General features: G+C 70.0%; 16 protein-coding genes and 1 tRNA gene. 10 read left to right on the top strand and 7 right to left on the bottom strand.

All coding sequences use genetic code 11. The annotated features are described in order from the left end of the window. Positions 1–85 precede the first annotated feature (85 nt). The 4 genes from EHW97_RS07940 to EHW97_RS07925 form a co-directional block, all read right to left on the bottom strand. Positions 86–159: transfer RNA gene (locus tag EHW97_RS07940), tRNA-Pro, on the bottom strand. A gap of 31 nt (positions 160–190) precedes the next feature. Then, entirely contained in the window at positions 191–1,099 is a 909-nt protein-coding gene (locus EHW97_RS07935; protein WP_124236621.1) for a metallophosphoesterase, read from the bottom strand. Positions 1,100–1,119: 20 nt separating this feature from the next. Further along, the gene (locus EHW97_RS07930; protein WP_124236620.1) at positions 1,120–1,725 is read right to left on the bottom strand and encodes a response regulator transcription factor; all 606 of its coding nucleotides are present in this window, start codon (positions 1,723–1,725) and stop codon (positions 1,120–1,122) included. Further along, positions 1,722–2,909, bottom strand: coding sequence for a sensor histidine kinase (locus EHW97_RS07925; RefSeq protein ID WP_166367440.1), 1,188 nt, complete (start codon positions 2,907–2,909; stop codon positions 1,722–1,724). Before EHW97_RS07925 ends, EHW97_RS07930 begins: the two co-directional genes overlap by 4 nt. Before the next feature lie 98 nt (positions 2,910–3,007). Between EHW97_RS07925 and EHW97_RS07920 the strand changes: the two genes are divergently transcribed. The 3 genes from EHW97_RS07920 (at position 3,008) to EHW97_RS07910 (ending at position 5,243) form a co-directional block, all read left to right on the top strand. Continuing rightward, positions 3,008–3,985, top strand: a complete 978-nt coding sequence (locus EHW97_RS07920; RefSeq protein ID WP_243696348.1) for an ABC transporter ATP-binding protein — start codon at positions 3,008–3,010, stop codon at positions 3,983–3,985. Continuing rightward, complete coding sequence (locus tag EHW97_RS07915) at positions 3,982–4,704, top strand: ABC transporter permease (RefSeq protein ID WP_124236618.1); 723 nt, start codon at positions 3,982–3,984, stop codon at positions 4,702–4,704. The genes EHW97_RS07920 and EHW97_RS07915 overlap by 4 nt, the downstream gene beginning before the upstream one ends. A gap of 74 nt (positions 4,705–4,778) precedes the next feature. Next, positions 4,779–5,243, top strand: coding sequence for a GatB/YqeY domain-containing protein (locus EHW97_RS07910; protein WP_124236617.1), 465 nt, complete (start codon positions 4,779–4,781; stop codon positions 5,241–5,243). A 53-nt stretch (positions 5,244–5,296) separates the two neighbouring features. Here the strand turns inward: EHW97_RS07910 and EHW97_RS07905 are convergent, their stop codons facing one another. Further along, on the bottom strand, positions 5,297–7,477 hold the full coding sequence (locus EHW97_RS07905) for a transglycosylase domain-containing protein (protein WP_124236616.1): 2,181 nt from the start codon (positions 7,475–7,477) through the stop codon (positions 5,297–5,299). Between the two features lie 176 nt (positions 7,478–7,653). Here EHW97_RS07905 and EHW97_RS07900 point away from each other — a divergent pair, with 176 nt between their 5' ends. From EHW97_RS07900 to EHW97_RS07890, 3 genes are all read left to right on the top strand, one after another. Next, positions 7,654–7,917, top strand: coding sequence for a WhiB family transcriptional regulator (locus EHW97_RS07900; RefSeq protein WP_121792877.1), 264 nt, complete (start codon positions 7,654–7,656; stop codon positions 7,915–7,917). A 61-nt stretch (positions 7,918–7,978) separates the two neighbouring features. Next, positions 7,979–9,391 carry a cytochrome ubiquinol oxidase subunit I gene (locus EHW97_RS07895; RefSeq protein WP_243696347.1) on the top strand — a complete coding sequence of 471 codons (1,413 nt, stop codon included), beginning with the start codon at positions 7,979–7,981 and terminating at the stop codon, positions 9,389–9,391. Further along, the gene (locus EHW97_RS07890) at positions 9,388–10,389 is read left to right on the top strand and encodes a cytochrome d ubiquinol oxidase subunit II (protein WP_124236615.1); all 1,002 of its coding nucleotides are present in this window, start codon (positions 9,388–9,390) and stop codon (positions 10,387–10,389) included. The genes EHW97_RS07895 and EHW97_RS07890 overlap by 4 nt, the downstream gene beginning before the upstream one ends. A gap of 6 nt (positions 10,390–10,395) precedes the next feature. Here EHW97_RS07890 and bagB read toward each other — a convergent pair whose 3' ends face one another. Next, positions 10,396–11,604 carry an ArsA family ATPase gene (bagB, locus tag EHW97_RS07885; protein WP_124236614.1) on the bottom strand — a complete coding sequence of 403 codons (1,209 nt, stop codon included), beginning with the start codon at positions 11,602–11,604 and terminating at the stop codon, positions 10,396–10,398. Further along, positions 11,601–12,581, bottom strand: coding sequence for an ATPase BagA (gene bagA, locus EHW97_RS07880; protein WP_124236613.1), 981 nt, complete (start codon positions 12,579–12,581; stop codon positions 11,601–11,603). Before bagA ends, bagB begins: the two co-directional genes overlap by 4 nt. 103 nt (positions 12,582–12,684) lie before the next feature. Here bagA and sp36 point away from each other — a divergent pair, with 103 nt between their 5' ends. The 4 genes from sp36 to EHW97_RS07860 are packed head-to-tail and all read left to right on the top strand — an operon-like array spanning position 12,685 to position 14,872. Then, positions 12,685–12,840: a Sp36 family protein gene (sp36, locus tag EHW97_RS07875; RefSeq protein ID WP_118397113.1), complete on the top strand. Its 156-nt coding sequence runs from the start codon at positions 12,685–12,687 to the stop codon at positions 12,838–12,840. A gap of 1 nt (position 12,841) precedes the next feature. Then, positions 12,842–13,300, top strand: coding sequence for a RidA family protein (locus EHW97_RS07870; protein ID WP_124236612.1), 459 nt, complete (start codon positions 12,842–12,844; stop codon positions 13,298–13,300). 1 nt (position 13,301) lies between these two features. Beyond that, positions 13,302–14,114 (top strand): NUDIX hydrolase, encoded by an 813-nt coding sequence (locus EHW97_RS07865; RefSeq protein ID WP_124236611.1) that lies wholly within the window; start codon positions 13,302–13,304, stop codon positions 14,112–14,114. After that, a complete protein-coding gene (locus EHW97_RS07860; protein WP_243696346.1) occupies positions 14,111–14,872 on the top strand; it encodes an MBL fold metallo-hydrolase in 762 nt (253 codons plus the stop codon). The genes EHW97_RS07865 and EHW97_RS07860 overlap by 4 nt, the downstream gene beginning before the upstream one ends. The last annotated feature ends 72 nt before the right edge of the window (positions 14,873–14,944 follow it).

Raw genomic sequence — 14,944 nt, 5'->3', positions numbered from 1 at the left:
CGGGACTACCAGCCCCAAAAACAACAAGGTCCGAACCCACTTCCGTAGGTTCGGACCTTGCAGATGTCCTGAGACATCACAAGAGTCGGGGTGACAGGATTTGAACCTGCGGCCTCGTCGTCCCGAACGACGCGCGCTACCAAGCTGCGCCACACCCCGTGGCTGTCCTCGCGACGAGGACTCGACGAGTCTACCCAGTCAGGGTCAAGAGTGTCGCCTCGGGTCGGCATGCAAACCGCACGGGCGCGTACGGGGAGGTGCCGAGCCCTGCCGAGACGTGGACCCACGACGGCTCGTGGCCGGGTACGTGATGGCGGTGGAGGCCCTTGGCGCGCGCCGGGTCGAGGTCGCAGTTGCTGACCAGCGCGCCGTAACCCGGCACGCACAACTGGCCGCCATGGGTGTGGCCCGCGAGGATCAGCGGGTAGCCGGAGCGGTTCCAGCGGTCGAGCACCCGCAGGTACGGAGCGTGCGCGACGCCGATCGCCAGATCGGCCAGCGGGTCGGCCGGCAGGTCGTCGAGTTCGTCGAATTCCAGATGCGGATCGTCCACGCCGACGAACGCGAGTCGCTTCCCCTTCACCTCGAGCTCGCCATGCCGGTTGCTCAGATCCAGCCAGCCCCGCGCCATGAACGCCGACCGCAGCTTCTCGTACGGCATGTCCGGCGAGCGCTGCCAGGCGCCGCCGGCCTCCACGCCACTGCCACCGAGCAGGTAGCGCACCGGGTTCTTGAAGACCGGTGAGAAATAGTCGTTCGACCCGAACACGAAGACCCCGGGAACGTCGAGGAGCTCGCCGTAGGCATCGATCACCGCCGGGGCCGCCTCCAGATGTGCCATGTTGTCGCCCGTGTTGACCACGAGGTCGGGCTCCAAAGCGGCGAGCGACTTCAGCCACTCGCGCTTGCGGTGCTGCTGCGGCCGCAGATGCGCGTCCGAGAGGTGCAGCACCCGCAGCGGTTCGGAGCCTGGTTCGAGGACCGGCACCGTCACCCGCCGCAACGTGAACGCGCGGACCTCGTAGAGCGCGGCGTAGGCCAATGCCGTCGATGCCGCCAGGACGGGCGCCGCCAGCGCGAGGGAACGGGGTCGAACCATCTGGTCAGGGTACCGGGACGCTAGATCCAGCCCTGCTGCCACGCGACCTCCGCGGCGGCGTGACGGGACTCGGACTGGGTCTTGGCCATGGCCGACGAGAGGTAGTTGCGGACGGTGCCTTCGGCGAGGTGCAGCGTCTCGGCGATCTGCTGCACCGAGGCATGCGTGCGGGTGAGGCGCAGGGCGTCCAACTCGCGATCGGTCAGCGGGCACGCGTCGGCGTTCAGCGCCTGCGCGGCGAGTTCCGGGTCGACGTAGCGCCGGCTGGCGGCGACGTCGCGCAGCACCTCCGCCAACCGGCTCACCGAGGTGGACTTGGGCACGAAGCCCGTGATGCCGGCCGCCATGGCGCGCCGCAGCACGCCGGGACGGGCGTGCCGCGTCATCAGCACGGCGCGCGTGTCCGGCACCGACGACAGCACCTGCGTGGCCGCCTCGATGCCGTCGGTCGGTGGCATCTCGAGGTCGAGCAGGACGACCTCGGGTTGATGTTGACGCACCAGCGAGACCGCGTCCGATCCGTTATCCGCCTGCGCGACGACCTCCAGGTCGTCCTCCATGGCGAGCAGCGAGACGATCGCGGTGCGGATCATCTCCTCGTCGTCGGCCACGACGATGCGGATCATGCCGTCCCGCCTGCGGTCGCGAAGAGGGTGAACCGATCATCGACGGCGCTGAACTCCACGGAGCCGCCTCGCGCGGCGAAACGCTCGGCGAGTGAGGCGAGCCCGGACCCGGAGCCGTTGGGAGGCGCGATGACCCCGTTGTTGACGACCCGCAGGGACGGTGGTTGGAGGGCCCCGGTGATCTCGACGACGGAGGCGTCGCTGTGGCGCAGGATGTTCGTGGTCGCCTCGCGCAGCGCCGTGGCGAGGAGCGGGTCGTCGAGGGCGTCTGGCACGTCCACGCGGACCATCGCCCCGGAGGCCTCGAGGACCGACGCCGCGTTGACGATCTCGTCGCGCAGCGAGACCTGGCGATAGCCCTGCGCCAGGGTGCGGGTCTCCTCCAGTGCCGTGCGGGCGATCTCCTGCGCCTCGTGGATGGTGGCACGGGCCCGCTCGGGGTCGCGGTCGATGAGCCGCTCGGCGAGCTCGGTCTTGAGCGCGAGGACCTGCAGATGGTGCCCCTGGATGTCGTGGAGATCGGCAGCGAACCGCAGCCGCTCCCGTACGCGAGCGAGCTCGGCGCGCGTGACGCCGGCGTCACGCACGTCGATCGTCAGCTCCCAGACCCAGAGCTGGAACCAGGCGGCGGCCGGCAGGAAGACCGCGAAGAAGACCAGGATGTAGATCCCGCCGATCTCACCGGGGAAGAACCCTTCCAGGTCGTCGCCGCTGATGAGCGTGACGACGGCCCGCAGTCCGAGCAGCCCCACGGCCCAGGCGAAGAGCCAGCTCAGGTAATTGCTGCGGCTGAAATCCAGGCCGAGCACGGCGGCGGCAGCCCAGGGGACGAGCAGGTAGCCGATGGGCGCGGCCGGCACCCACGATGCGAGGACGACGAACAGAACGGACCCGAGAATCGTCACCGCGTGCGCGACTGCCGGAATGCTGCGGCGACTGCGTCCGCGGATCAGGGGGCGGCACCAGTAACCGGCCCACGCCATCAGCACCACGACGAGCCCCACGACGACGACGCGCCGCCATCCCACGATGTCGTCGCGGACGGCGGCGTTGGTCAGCGCCCCGAAACTGCCGAACGCCAAGTACATCCACAGGGACACGAGGTTGTATCGCCAGGTCATCGTGAAGCTGTCGCGCTGGCGGCCGGTCCGGGACCCGGCGGGCGGAAGATCGGTGGGGGACATCGTCTTCACGGTAGTCCAGGGGGCCGGTGACATATGTCATCGGAATCGGTGACGGCCGGCCACTACAGGGCTTCGCTCGACCCCGCGAGGCTGGAGCCATGACCACGACGATGCACGATCTCGCGATCTCCGCGCAGGACCTGCGATGCTCGTACGGCGACTTCGAGGCCGTCCGCGGCATCGACCTCGCCGTGCGCACGGGCGAGGTCTTCGCCCTCCTCGGCACCAACGGCGCAGGGAAGACGACCACCATGGAGACCCTCGAGGGCCACCGGCGCGCGGACGGCGGCAGCGTCAGCCTCCTCGGCCACGATCCGTACGGGGAGCGCGCGGTCGTGCGCCCCCGCGTGGGCATCATGCTGCAGGAGTCCGGCTTCGCCGGGGAACTCACGGTGGCCGAGACCGTGCGCATGTGGCTCGCGCTGTCCAGCGCGCCGCCCGCGGCCAAGGGCCGGCGCGAAGCCACGCTCACGGCAGCGCTGGAACGCGTGGAGCTCGCCGACCGCGCCGACACCCGGGTCGTGCAGCTCTCCGGTGGGCAGAAGCGGCGGCTCGACCTCGTGCTGGCCACCATCAACGAGCCGGACGTCGTCTTCCTCGACGAACCGACCACGGGTCTGGACCCGGAGTCGCGGCAGAACACCTGGGACCTCATCGCGGGACTCCGGCGCACCGGCGCCACCATCGTGCTCACGACGCACTACCTGGAGGAGGCCGAGCAGCTCGCCGATCGGATCGCGATCATGCACGCCGGCCGCATCGCGGTGGAGGGGACCCTGGCCGAACTCGTCGACGACCGACCGACGCGGATCAGCTTCCGGCGACCCGCCGACGTCACCGGAGTCGATGTCGATCGCGCGCTGCGCACGATCCTGGCCCCGCGTCACCTCGAGCTCGACGCCCGCGAGACGGTCCACATCGACGTCGACGACGCCCAGCAGGCGCTCGTGCGACTCCTCGGCTGGGCCGAGGACCACCGCCACCGGCTCGAGCAGCTGACCGTCAACCAGGCGTCTCTGAGTGACGTGTTCGCCCAGATCGCCGCCGACCGCACCCTCCAGGAGGACTTCGCATGAGCACCACCACGCAGCAGATGTCCGTCATCGCACGCACCGAGTGGCGGCTCATCACCCGCAACAAGACCGTGCTGCTGAGCGCGACCCTCATGCCTTTGGCGGTCGCCGGGATGATCGCGATCCAGGGCGTGGACCAGCCCGACGCCGGCGTCGGGATGTCCGCGATGCTCATCGGGCTCTTCACGGTGCTGAGCATCTACCTCACCGTGACGATCACCGCCGTCTCGCGTCGCCAGGATCTGTACCTCAAACGGCTGCGCTCGGGGGAGAGCAGCGATGTCGCGATCTTCGGCGGTCTGGTCATCGCGCCCGCGGTCCTGTGTCTGGGTCAGCTCGTCGTGGTGTTCGCGATCCTGCTGGCGATGGGTCTGGAAGTCCCCGCACAGCCGTGGTGGCTGGCCGTGGCCGTCGTCGGCGCGGTCGCGATGAACCTCGCTGCCGCTGTCGGCACTGCCGCCATCACCCCGAACCCCACGGCCGCGCAGATGTCGACCGTCCCGTTCTTCTTCCTGGTGATCGGCACGCTGTTCGCCTCGCCGTTCGCGGACAACCGGTTCATGGATCTGACGCCCGGTGGCGCCCTGGTGACGTTGGCGCGACTCGCCTACGAGATGCCCACGCCCGGTGCCGCGCTGAGCGCCATCGCCGGACTCGTGGTCTGGACGGCGATCGGATGGGAGATCGCGAAGCGGTACTTCCGCTGGGAGCCGCGCGCCTGATCGGTCGACGACGCGCTCCCTTCGCCGCATCGCGCGCGGAGGGAGCGCGTTTTCGCGTGCCGGATAATGGAGGCATGTCAGCTCTCAAGGACCGCCTGCGGGCGGAACTCACCGCGGCCATGAAGGCTCGTGACTCGCTCCGCTCCTCGACCATCCGCATGGTGCTCACCTCGATCACCAACGCCGAGGTGGCCGGCACCGAGGCCCGCGAGCTCAGCGACGACGACGTCATCGGCGTTCTCGCGACCGAGGCCAAGAAGCGCCGCGAGGCGGCCGAGGCGTTCGACGCCGGCCAGCGTCCGGAGCTGGCGCAGAAGGAGCGCGACGAAGCCGCCGTGATCGCCGAGTTCCTGCCCGCCGCCCTCAGCGACGAGGAGATCGCCGCCCTGGTGTCCGACGCCATCGCGAGTACGGGTGCCGCCGGCGAGGGCATGAAGGCCATGGGCAAGGTCATGGGTGTCGTCACGCCGCAGACCAAGGGGCGCGCGGACGGCGCCAAGGTCGCCGCAGAGGTGCGTCGACAGCTCGGCGCCAGCTGAGACAGAACGAGCGAAGGGCGGGTCCGAGGTGTCGGACCCGCCCTTCGCTCGTGTCACTCGTCGGCCGGCGGCTCGTCGGCGGGCGGAGGAGCCTGCTGCTGTCGCGGCTGCTGGGCGCCGCGGTTGAGCGCCTGCGGCTGGCGCCGCGGGGGCGGGGCGAAGTCGACCGGCGCCAGCGTGGATTGAATTCCGCGCATCGCGTCGGCCCACATCGGTCCGGCGAGACCCGAGCCCGAAGCGATGTTGCCCGGAACCCGGCCCTTGATCACCTGACCGCGCAGGTCGATCGGCTGGCCCTCGTTGTTGGCGCCCGCGATCATCGCCGCTGCGGCCAGTTCGGGGGTGTAGCCGACGTACCAGACGCTCTTGGTGTCGTTGGTCGTACCGGTCTTGGCCGCCGACGGGATGGCCAGGCCGGTGCCCGACTGGTAGCCGAAGCCGCCGGGCTCCTGGACGCCGCGCAGGATGTCGTTGACCTGCGCCGCCTCGTCCTCGGTCAGCACCCGGTTGCACTCGGGCTCGTACTTCTTGATGACGTTGCCCTGGCGGTCGAGGATCTCGTCGATCGGCATCGGCTTGCAGTACATGCCGCCCGAGGCCGGCACCGCGTACGCGGCGGCCATGTCCAGCGGACTGACCTCGATCGGGCCGAGGGTGAAGGACGGGACCTGGCCGGTCACGCCGTTGTCGGGGTCGTACGGCACCTTGATGCCCATCGCCTCGGCCATGCGGACCGTCTCGCACAAGCCGGCGTCGCGCTCGAGCTGGGCGAAGTAGGTGTTCACCGACTGGCGGGTGCCGGTGTACATGTTGAAGGTGCCCGAACCGGTGGAGTTCTTGACCTGCCACTGGTCCGTGCCGCGGCCCTCACAGTCGAAGTACGTGCCGCGCGGCATCGTCATGTTCTGCGGAGAACCGTAGGACTTGCTGGTGGGGATGCCCTTCTTGAGCGCCGCGGCGACAGTGAACATCTTGAACGTCGACCCGGCCTGGAAGCCCATGGACTGCCCGTACTGCTCGGGCACCGTGAAGTTGATGTAGGACTCGCCGGCCGCCTTGTCGTCGCCCATCGGACGGGACTGAGCCAGCGCGCGGACCTTGCCCGTGCCGGGCTCCACGAGCGCGAGCGCGCCGATCGCCTGGTCGGTCGGGTCCACATGGTTGGTGGTCGCGGCGTTCGCGGCGTTCTGCATGGTGACGTCGATGTTGGACTTGATGGTCAGACCGCCGCGCTCGAGCTGACGCTTGCGCTCGTCGTACGTGTCGCCGAGCGCCTCCTCCTCGAGCAGGACACGGCGGATGTAGTCGCACGAGAAGGAGGCGACCGAGCCCACGCAGCCGTTGGCGAAGTCCGTGACGTTGAGTCCGAGCGGCTCCTTGCTGAGCTTCTCGGCCTCCTCCGGCGTGATCTTGCCCTGCTGGGCCATGACCGACAGCACCGTGTTGCGCCGCTGCAGGGCTCGCTCGGGGTAGATGCGCGGATCGAACTCGACGGGGTTCTTGACGAGGCCGGCCAGGAGCGCGGCCTGGCTGACGGTGAGGTCCTTCGGCGCGACGGAGAAGTACCGCTGCGAGGCGGCGTTGACGCCGTACGCACCGCTGCCGAAGTACGCGATGTTGAGGTACTTCTCGAGGATCTCGTCCTTGGTGTACTTCTCCTCGAAGCCGATCGCGAGCTTGAGCTCGCGGATCTTGCGGGCCACGGATTGCTCGACGGCCGCAGTCCGCTGCTCGGGCGTGGTGGCCTGCTGCAGCGTGGTCAGCTTGACCAGCTGCTGGGTGATCGTCGATCCGCCCTGCGTCTGTCCCTCGGCCGCGTTGTTGGCCAGGGCGCGCAATGTGCCGCGCAGGTCGAGAGCGCCGTGCTCGTAGAACCGGTAGTCCTCGATCGCCAGGAGCGCCTCCTGCATGACCGGCGAGATCTCGTCGAGCGGGATGTCCTGCCGGTTCTCCTCGTAGAAGTACGCCAGGCGCTCGCCGTTGGAAGCGAAGAGCTCGGTGGTCTGGGGGTTGGGGATCTCCTGCAGCTCCAGCGGCAGGTCCATGACGTCGGCGGTGAGCTCGCGCGTGGTCATCGTGGTGGCCGTCGCCGCCGGAATCATGACCGCGGCGAGGATCACCCCCGCCAACGCGGACAGCTTGCCGATCGACAGGAGAGCCGACGTCGTGGACGTCGGCTTGGACTCCGTCTGGGCCGCCTTCTTGACCTTCGCCTCGACATCGCGCCACGCCATGACATGAGAATACGGGACGATGCCGACGATCCGAGCCTTCGCGCCGCACCGTATGACCCGAACGGGCTAGTCCGAAACCATCCCCGCGAGGTCTGACCGGACAGGTAACACCGCTTTACAGTGAAGCGGACGAATCGCTTCGGTCTCATGCCTCACTCTCGGGAAGGATTCGACGGATGTGGAATGCCAACTGGGCCCAGGAGGCCGCGTGCCTCGGTCGATCGGACGATCTGTTCGTGCGCGGCGCCGAACAGAACCGGGTCAAGCAGCTGTGCAACACCTGCACGGTCAAGGCTGAGTGCCTTGCTGAAGCTCTCGACAACCGCATCGAATGGGGCGTGTGGGGCGGCATGACCGAGCGCGAGCGCCGCGCTCTGCTGCGCCGCAAGCCGCACGTCACCCAGTGGCGGAGCATTCTGCAGCAGGCCGGTAACGCCTGACCGGTCCGCCGCGGACGTCGTCGCGCGGCGTTGACCTCCCGACGGGCGTACCGTCGGAGCCATGACGGCCGCCGTCATGGACCTCGTGGCCCTGGCCACCGAGCCCGAAGGGCTCCTGCCGGCCCGGCAGCAGATGGCGCTCTCCCTGGGCTGGCACATCATCCTGGCCTGCTTCGGGGTGGCGTTCCCGGCGATGATCTTCGTGATGCACCTGCGCGGTATCCGCCGCGACGATCCCGTCGCCCTCGGGCTCGCGCAGCGCTGGGCCAAGACGTCCGCTGTCCTCTTCGCCATCGGCGCGGTCTCGGGCACCGTGCTGAGCTTCGAGATGGGTCTGCTGTGGCCCGGACTCATGGGCACCTTCGGCGATGTGCTGGGACTGCCGTTCGCCTTCGAGGGCCTGTCCTTCTTCGTCGAGGCGATCTTCCTCGGCATCTACCTCTACGGGTGGGGGCGCATGCCTCCGCGACGCCACCTGCTCATGGTCGTCCCCATGGCGCTCGCCGGCGTCGTCGGCACCTTCTGCGTCATCTCCGTGAACGCGTGGATGAACGTCCCGGCGGGGTTCCGGATCGTCGACGGTGAGGTCGTCGACATCAACCCGTGGCGCGCCATGTTCAACGACCTCGCGGTGTTGCAGTTCCTCCACATGTGGATCGCGGCGTACATGGTCGTGGGGTTCGCCGCCGCCGGCGTCTACGCGGCGGGGATGCTGCGCGGGCGGCGCGACCGGCATCATCGCCTCGGTTTCGTCGTCCCGTTCGTGTTCGCCACGGTGGCCGCCGTCGTGCAGCCGTTCGTGGGTCACCTGCTGGGCGGCAACCTCGGTGACCGTCAACCTGCCAAGCTGGCCGCCTTCGAGCTCGCCGAGACGACCGAGAGTCCGTCGCCCCTGCGCATCGGGGGGATCTACGTCGACGGTGAGGTCAAGGGTGCGCTCGACATCCCGTACCTCGGGTCGCTGATCGCGCAGAACTCCTTCACCAAGCCGGTACGCGGGCTAGACACCATTCCCGCGGACGAGCACCCGCCGATCAACATCACGCACTGGGCGTTCCAGACCATGGTCGGGATCGGGATGCTGCTCATGCTCGGTGTGCTGGTGTTCTGGTTCTTCCGATGGCGAGGGCGCGACCTGCTGGAGCACCAGTGGTTCCTGCGGTGCTGTGTCGCGGCGGGGCCGCTCGCGGTCATCGCGCTCGAGGCGGGGTGGGTCGCCACGGAGGTGGGTCGCCAACCCTGGATCGTCTACGGCATCCTGCGCACCCGCGACGCGGTCGGCGACTACAGCGCCGACTTGTGGTGGCTGCTCGGGAGTACCGCGGTCGTGTACACCCTGCTGACGGTCGGCGCCGTCGTCGTGCTGCGCTCGATGACGCGGCGATGGCGCGCCGGTGAGGCCGGTGAGGAGGACCTTCCGAGCCCGTATGGGCCGCATTCGCGCCTGGTCGACGCCGGCGAGGCCGGACGATGACGCTGGAGGTGGCGGTCGCGTCCGCGCTGTTCGTCGGCGTCGTGGCGTACGCCGTCTTCGGCGGTGCGGACTTCGGGTCCGGCTTCTTCGACCTCACCGCCGGTGGTGCGCGCCGCGGTGCCGAGGTCCGGACGCTGGTCGACCACAGCATCGGACCGGTCTGGGAGGCCAACCACGTGTGGCTCATCTACGTGCTGGTCATGTGGTGGACCGGGTTCCCCGAGTCCTTCGCCGCCGCGATGACCACGCTGATCCTCCCACTGCTGCTCGCGCTGCTCGGCATCGTCCTGCGGGGAGCGAGCTTCGCCTTCCGCAAGTACTCGGCGACTATGGGCCAGGCGCGGCTGTTCGGCGTCGTCTTCGCCGCCTCGTCGGTCATCACGCCGTTCTTCCTCGGCACCGTCGCCGGCGGTATCGCGTCCGGCCGGGTTCCGGCCGAGGGGCACGGCGACCTGTGGACCTCGTGGCTCAACCCGACGTCGCTGTTCGGCGGAGCGATCGCGGTCGGGACCTGCGCTTTCCTCGCCGGCACCTTCCTCACCGCCGACGCCCAGCGGGCAGGGCGCCGGCGGCTCGCCGACCGGCTCCGGGTGCGGTCGATCGCCGTCGGCGTCGTGACCGGAGTCGTCGTGTTCGCCGCGCTCGTCCCGCTGCAGCGCGACGCTCCGACACTGAGCGAGGGCCTGGAAGGGCGGGCCGCCGTGCTCATCGTGGCGTCGGCGCTCGCGGGGGCGGCCACCCTCGTCCTGCTGTTCCGGCGGCGCTACGTCGCCGCCCGGGTGACCGCCTTCGGGGCTGTCGCGGCCGTCATCACCGGCTGGGGAGTCGCTCAGTACCCCTGGATGCTGGTCGACGAAGTCACCATCGCCGAGGCGGCCGGCGCACCGGCGACGTTGCAAGCGCTGCTGATCACCACGGGTCTCGCCGTCGTCCTGGTGTTGCCCGCCCTGGTCTACCTGTTCCGGCTCACGCAGTCGCAGGAATGGTCGCGGCACTGAGCCGGGTCAGACCGTGGCCGGCTCCCCGGCGAGGTGATTGCCCACGGTGCGCAGACCATCGAGGTCGTGAACGTCGGTGGGCAGCGCCGGCACGGTGACGGACGGCACGTTCCGATGGGCGGCGGCGAACCGGCGGCGCACCCGGTGCTCCCGCCCGGCCACGCGCATCCGCTCGGCGTGGACCCGCAGCAGGTCGGCGGTGAGCTGGTCGGTCTCGTTCCCGCCGGCTAGGCGCGGCGCCGCAGACTCGGCGTCGGCGGCGCTGATCCCGCCGGCGCGCTCGTCATGCACCCGGTTGACGACCAGCCCGGCCAGCGGCATCGCGTCGGCTTCGAGCCGCTCGACGAAGAACGCGGCCTCGCGCATCGCGGCGTCCTCGGGAGTCGCGACGACGAGGAACGCCGTCCCCTCCGCCTGCAGGAGGGCGTACGTCGCCTCGGCGCGCTGCCGGAAGCCGCCGAACAGCGTGTCGAAGGCGGCGACGAAGGTCTGCATGTCGGCGAGGATCTGCGCACCGAGCACCTTGCTCAGGGCCGACGTGACCACGCCGAACCCGGCGCTGAGGAAGCGTGCCGGGCCCTTCGCCGGCGCCAGCAGCAGCCGGATGAAGCGCCCGTCGAGCAGCGACGACAGACGTTCCGGCGCGTCGAGGAAGTCCAGAGCCGACCGCGACGGCGGGGTGTCGACGACGATGAGGTCCCAGCGGCCTTCGGCATGCAACTGCCCCAGACGCTCCATCGCCATGTACTCCTGCGTCCCGGCGAACGAGCTCGACAGCGCCACGTAGAACGGGTTCTGCAGGATCTGCTGCGCCTTCTCCGGGGAGGCGTGCGCTTCGACCACCTCGTCGAAGGTGCGCTTCATGTCCAGCATCATCGCGTCGAGCGAACCGCCGGCGCTGGTGTCGAGGTCCGCGACCGGACGTGGGGTGTTGTCGAGCTCGACGAGACCCATGGACTGAGCCAGACGTCGCGCGGGGTCGATCGTGAGGACGCAGACCGACCGGCCGCGCTCGGCGGCGCGCAGGGCCAGGGCCGCCGCGGTCGTGGTCTTACCCACCCCGCCGGAGCCGCAGCACACGATGATCTGGGTCCGGGGGTCGTCCAGCATCGCGTCGACCTCGACACCGGGATGGGCGCCGGTCTCGGCGCGGGCCGTTGCCCGCTGGTGGCTGCGGGCCGACTCCTTGGGGCGGGTGTGTGCGGGGCGAGTCATCGGCTCACCACCGATTCCAGTGCGTCGGCGAGCTCGAACAAGGCACCGAGGTCGATACCGTCGCTGATCATCGGCAGGTCGATCACGTCAGCCACGCTCGACCGCAGCAGCTCGGCCTGCTCATTCTGCAGGTCCTGGCGCTGCACGTGCGCGAGCCCGGACTCGACGAGCAGGTCGGCGGCATCCGGCGCGAGGCTCACCGACGCCAACGACACCGACACTTCGGCGGTGTCGACAGTGCCGTCCTCCAGCGCCGCGCGAGTGTTCTCGCTGACCAAGGCCGGGCGCACCATATTGACGATGACGTGCCCGACGGGCAGCCCCTCCGCCCGCAGCTCGGCGATCCCGTCGAGAGTCTCCTGCACCGGCATCTCCTCCAGCAGGGTCACGAGATGGACGCGTGTCTGCGGACCGCGCATCATCGTCATGATCGAGGACGACTGGTTCTTGATCGGCCCGACCTTGGCGAGTCCGGCGACATCGTCGTTGACCCCGAGGAATCGGGCGATCCGCCCAGTGGGCGGGGCGTCGACGACGACCGCGTCGTAGACGAACGGCGAGTCCGGGCCGTTCTCGCGGCGTCGCGCGGCTTCGTACACCTTGCCGGTCAACAGCACGTCGCGGACACCCGGCGCGATGGTCGTGGCGAAGTCGATGACGCCGAACTTGTCGAGCGCCTTCCCGGCGCGCCCCAGGCGGTAGTACATCGCGAGGTACTCCAGCAACGCCTCCTCGGCGTCCACGGCGAGCGCGTAGACCTGGCCGCCGTCGCGGCCCGCGGCGCCGATCCGGCGCTCCTCGTAGGGGAGCGGGGGGATGTCGAAGAGTCGGGCGATCTGCTGCCGGCCCTCGACCTCGCACAACAGCACGCGCCGTCCGCCGCTGGCGAGCGCGATCGCGAGGGCACCGGCGACCGTCGTCTTGCCGGTCCCGCCCTTGCCGGTCACGATGTGCAGCGGTGTCGAGGAGGGAGCCACGAGGTCGAGCGTAGGGGCTCCACGGCGATCCCGCCGCCGCTGTCCGCCCGTCCGGCGTCTGGAGGCCGTCGTCAGTGGGCTCGACGGCGGCTAGAGTCGGGCCATGACCAAGTGGGAATACCTGACCGCGCCCGTGCTCGTGCATGCCACGAAGCAGATCCTCGACAACTTCGGCCAGGACGGCTGGGAACTCGTGCAGATCGTGCCCGGCATGAACCCCGAGAACCTCGTCGCGTACTTCAAGCGCCCGGTGGCCTGACGTGGCAGCGGTCGAGCAGCGCCTCGCCGAGTTGGGGCTCGAGGTGCCGTCGGTGGCCGCGCCGGTCGCCGCGTACGTCCCGGCGATCCGCTCGGGGTCCTACGTCTACACGTCCGGCCAGCTGCCGTTCGTCGACGGCGAACTCACCGTCACCGGCAAGGTCGGCGCCGGCGTCAGTGCAGACGAGGCGCAGCAGGCGGCGCGGCAGTGCGCCCTCAACGCCATCGCGGCGCTCGGCTCGGTCGTCGACCTCGACGACGTCGTGCGCATCGTCAAGGTCGTCGCGTTCGTGGCCAGCGACTCCGGTTTCACGGGTCAACCGCAGGTGGCCAACGGCGCGAGCGAGCTCATCGGCGCCGCCTTCGGGGAAGCCGGGCAGCACGCCCGGTCGGCCGTCGGCGTCGCGGTCCTGCCGCTCGACGCGCCGGTCGAGGTCGAGATCGTCGCCGAGGTCCGCTGACATGCTCGTGCCGCTGCCGGAGGGACTGCGCGAATACGCCCATCGCGCGGCGGACCCGGTCACGCCGCGCGACGCCGCGACGATCGCGGTGGTGCGCGACGGCGCCCAGGGGATCGAGGCGTTCCTCATGCGGCGGCAGGCCTCCATGGCCTTCGCTGCCGGGATGTACGTCTTTCCCGGCGGCGGCGTGCACGAGTCCGACCGCGAGCCGCTGAACTGGGTCGGTCCGCCGGCGGCGGAGTTCGCCGCGCGGCTGGGCTGCGACACCGAGCTCGCCCACGCCCTCGTCGTGGCGGCGGTTCGCGAGACCTTCGAGGAGACCGGCGTGCTGCTGGCCGGCCCCGACGCGCAGACCGTGTTCGGGGACACGACCGGTGCCGCCATGGTCGAGGCCCGCGGCGACCTCGAGACAGGGCGCATCTCCTTCGCTCAGTTCCTCGAAGCCAACTCCCTCGTGCTGCGCGCCGACCTCATCGGCGTGTGGGCGCACTGGATCACCCCGGCGTTCGAACCGCGCCGGTATGACACCCGCTTCTTCGTGGCCGCGCTGCCCGAGGGGCAGGAAGTCGGGCAGGTCAGCACGGAGGCTGACCGTTCGCTGTGGGCGCCGCTCAGCAGCGTGCTGGAACGCGTCGATGCCGGCGACGCGGCGATGATGCCGCCGACGGCCGTCACGTGCCGCGAACTCGCCCAGCACACGGCCGCGACGGTCCTTGCGGCGGCGGCGCTGCGCGTGGTCGCGCCGATCGAGCCGCGCATCGTCGAGGTCGACGGGGAGCTGTTCTTGGAGACCGAACGAGGGGAGCATGTGTGAGCGCCACCCGCGTGACCGACCGCGCGTCGTTCGTCCTGGCCGACAACCCGGGCATCATGACGCTCGACGGCACCAACACCTGGATTCTGCGCGAGCCGGGCGCGACGCGCGCCGTGGTGGTGGACCCGGGTCCGGCAGACGATGAGCATCTGAACGCCGTGATCGACGCGGCCGGCGAGGTGGCGCTGGTGCTCTTCACGCACCATCACGCCGACCACACCGAGGCGATGACCCGGATCGTCGAGCTCACTGGCGCTCCGACCCGGGCGCTGGACGAGGCGTTCTGCACGGGTGCCCAGCCGCTCCGCGACTCCGAGCTCATCGAGGTCGACGGCCTCGAGCTCGAGGTCATCGCGACGCCGGGGCACACTCGCGACTCCCTCTGCCTGCGGCTCACCGGTGAGGACTCGCTGCTGACGGGTGACACCGTGCTCGGCCGCGGCACCACGGTCGTGGCCCATCCGGACGGAGCCCTCGGCCCCTACCTCGATTCGCTCGCCCACCTGCGTGAGCTGGCGACCGAGGGGCTCGTCGGGCGCATCCTGCCCGGCCACGGCCCCGTGGTCGATGATCCCGAAGCGGTGCTGGACTTCTACATCGCCCACCGCGAGGACCGGCTCGACCAGGTCCGCGCCGCGGTGGAGGCCGGCGCGACGACGCCGCGCGAGGTGGTCGAGCGGGTCTACGCCGACGTCGACCCCGTCCTGTGGGACGCCGCCGAACTCAGCGTCCGCGCCCAACTCGACTACCTCGCCTAGAACCCAGATTTGCGCCCAATCCGTCGACCGGGAGGGGGCCCGGTCGACGGATAGCGCGCATTTCTCGGGCGT

The sequence above is a fragment of the Aeromicrobium camelliae genome (genome assembly GCF_003850045.1).
GTDB classification, from domain to species: Bacteria; Actinomycetota; Actinomycetes; order Propionibacteriales; family Nocardioidaceae; genus Aeromicrobium; species Aeromicrobium camelliae.
This window is presented reverse-complemented; position numbering and strand designations above follow the sequence as displayed.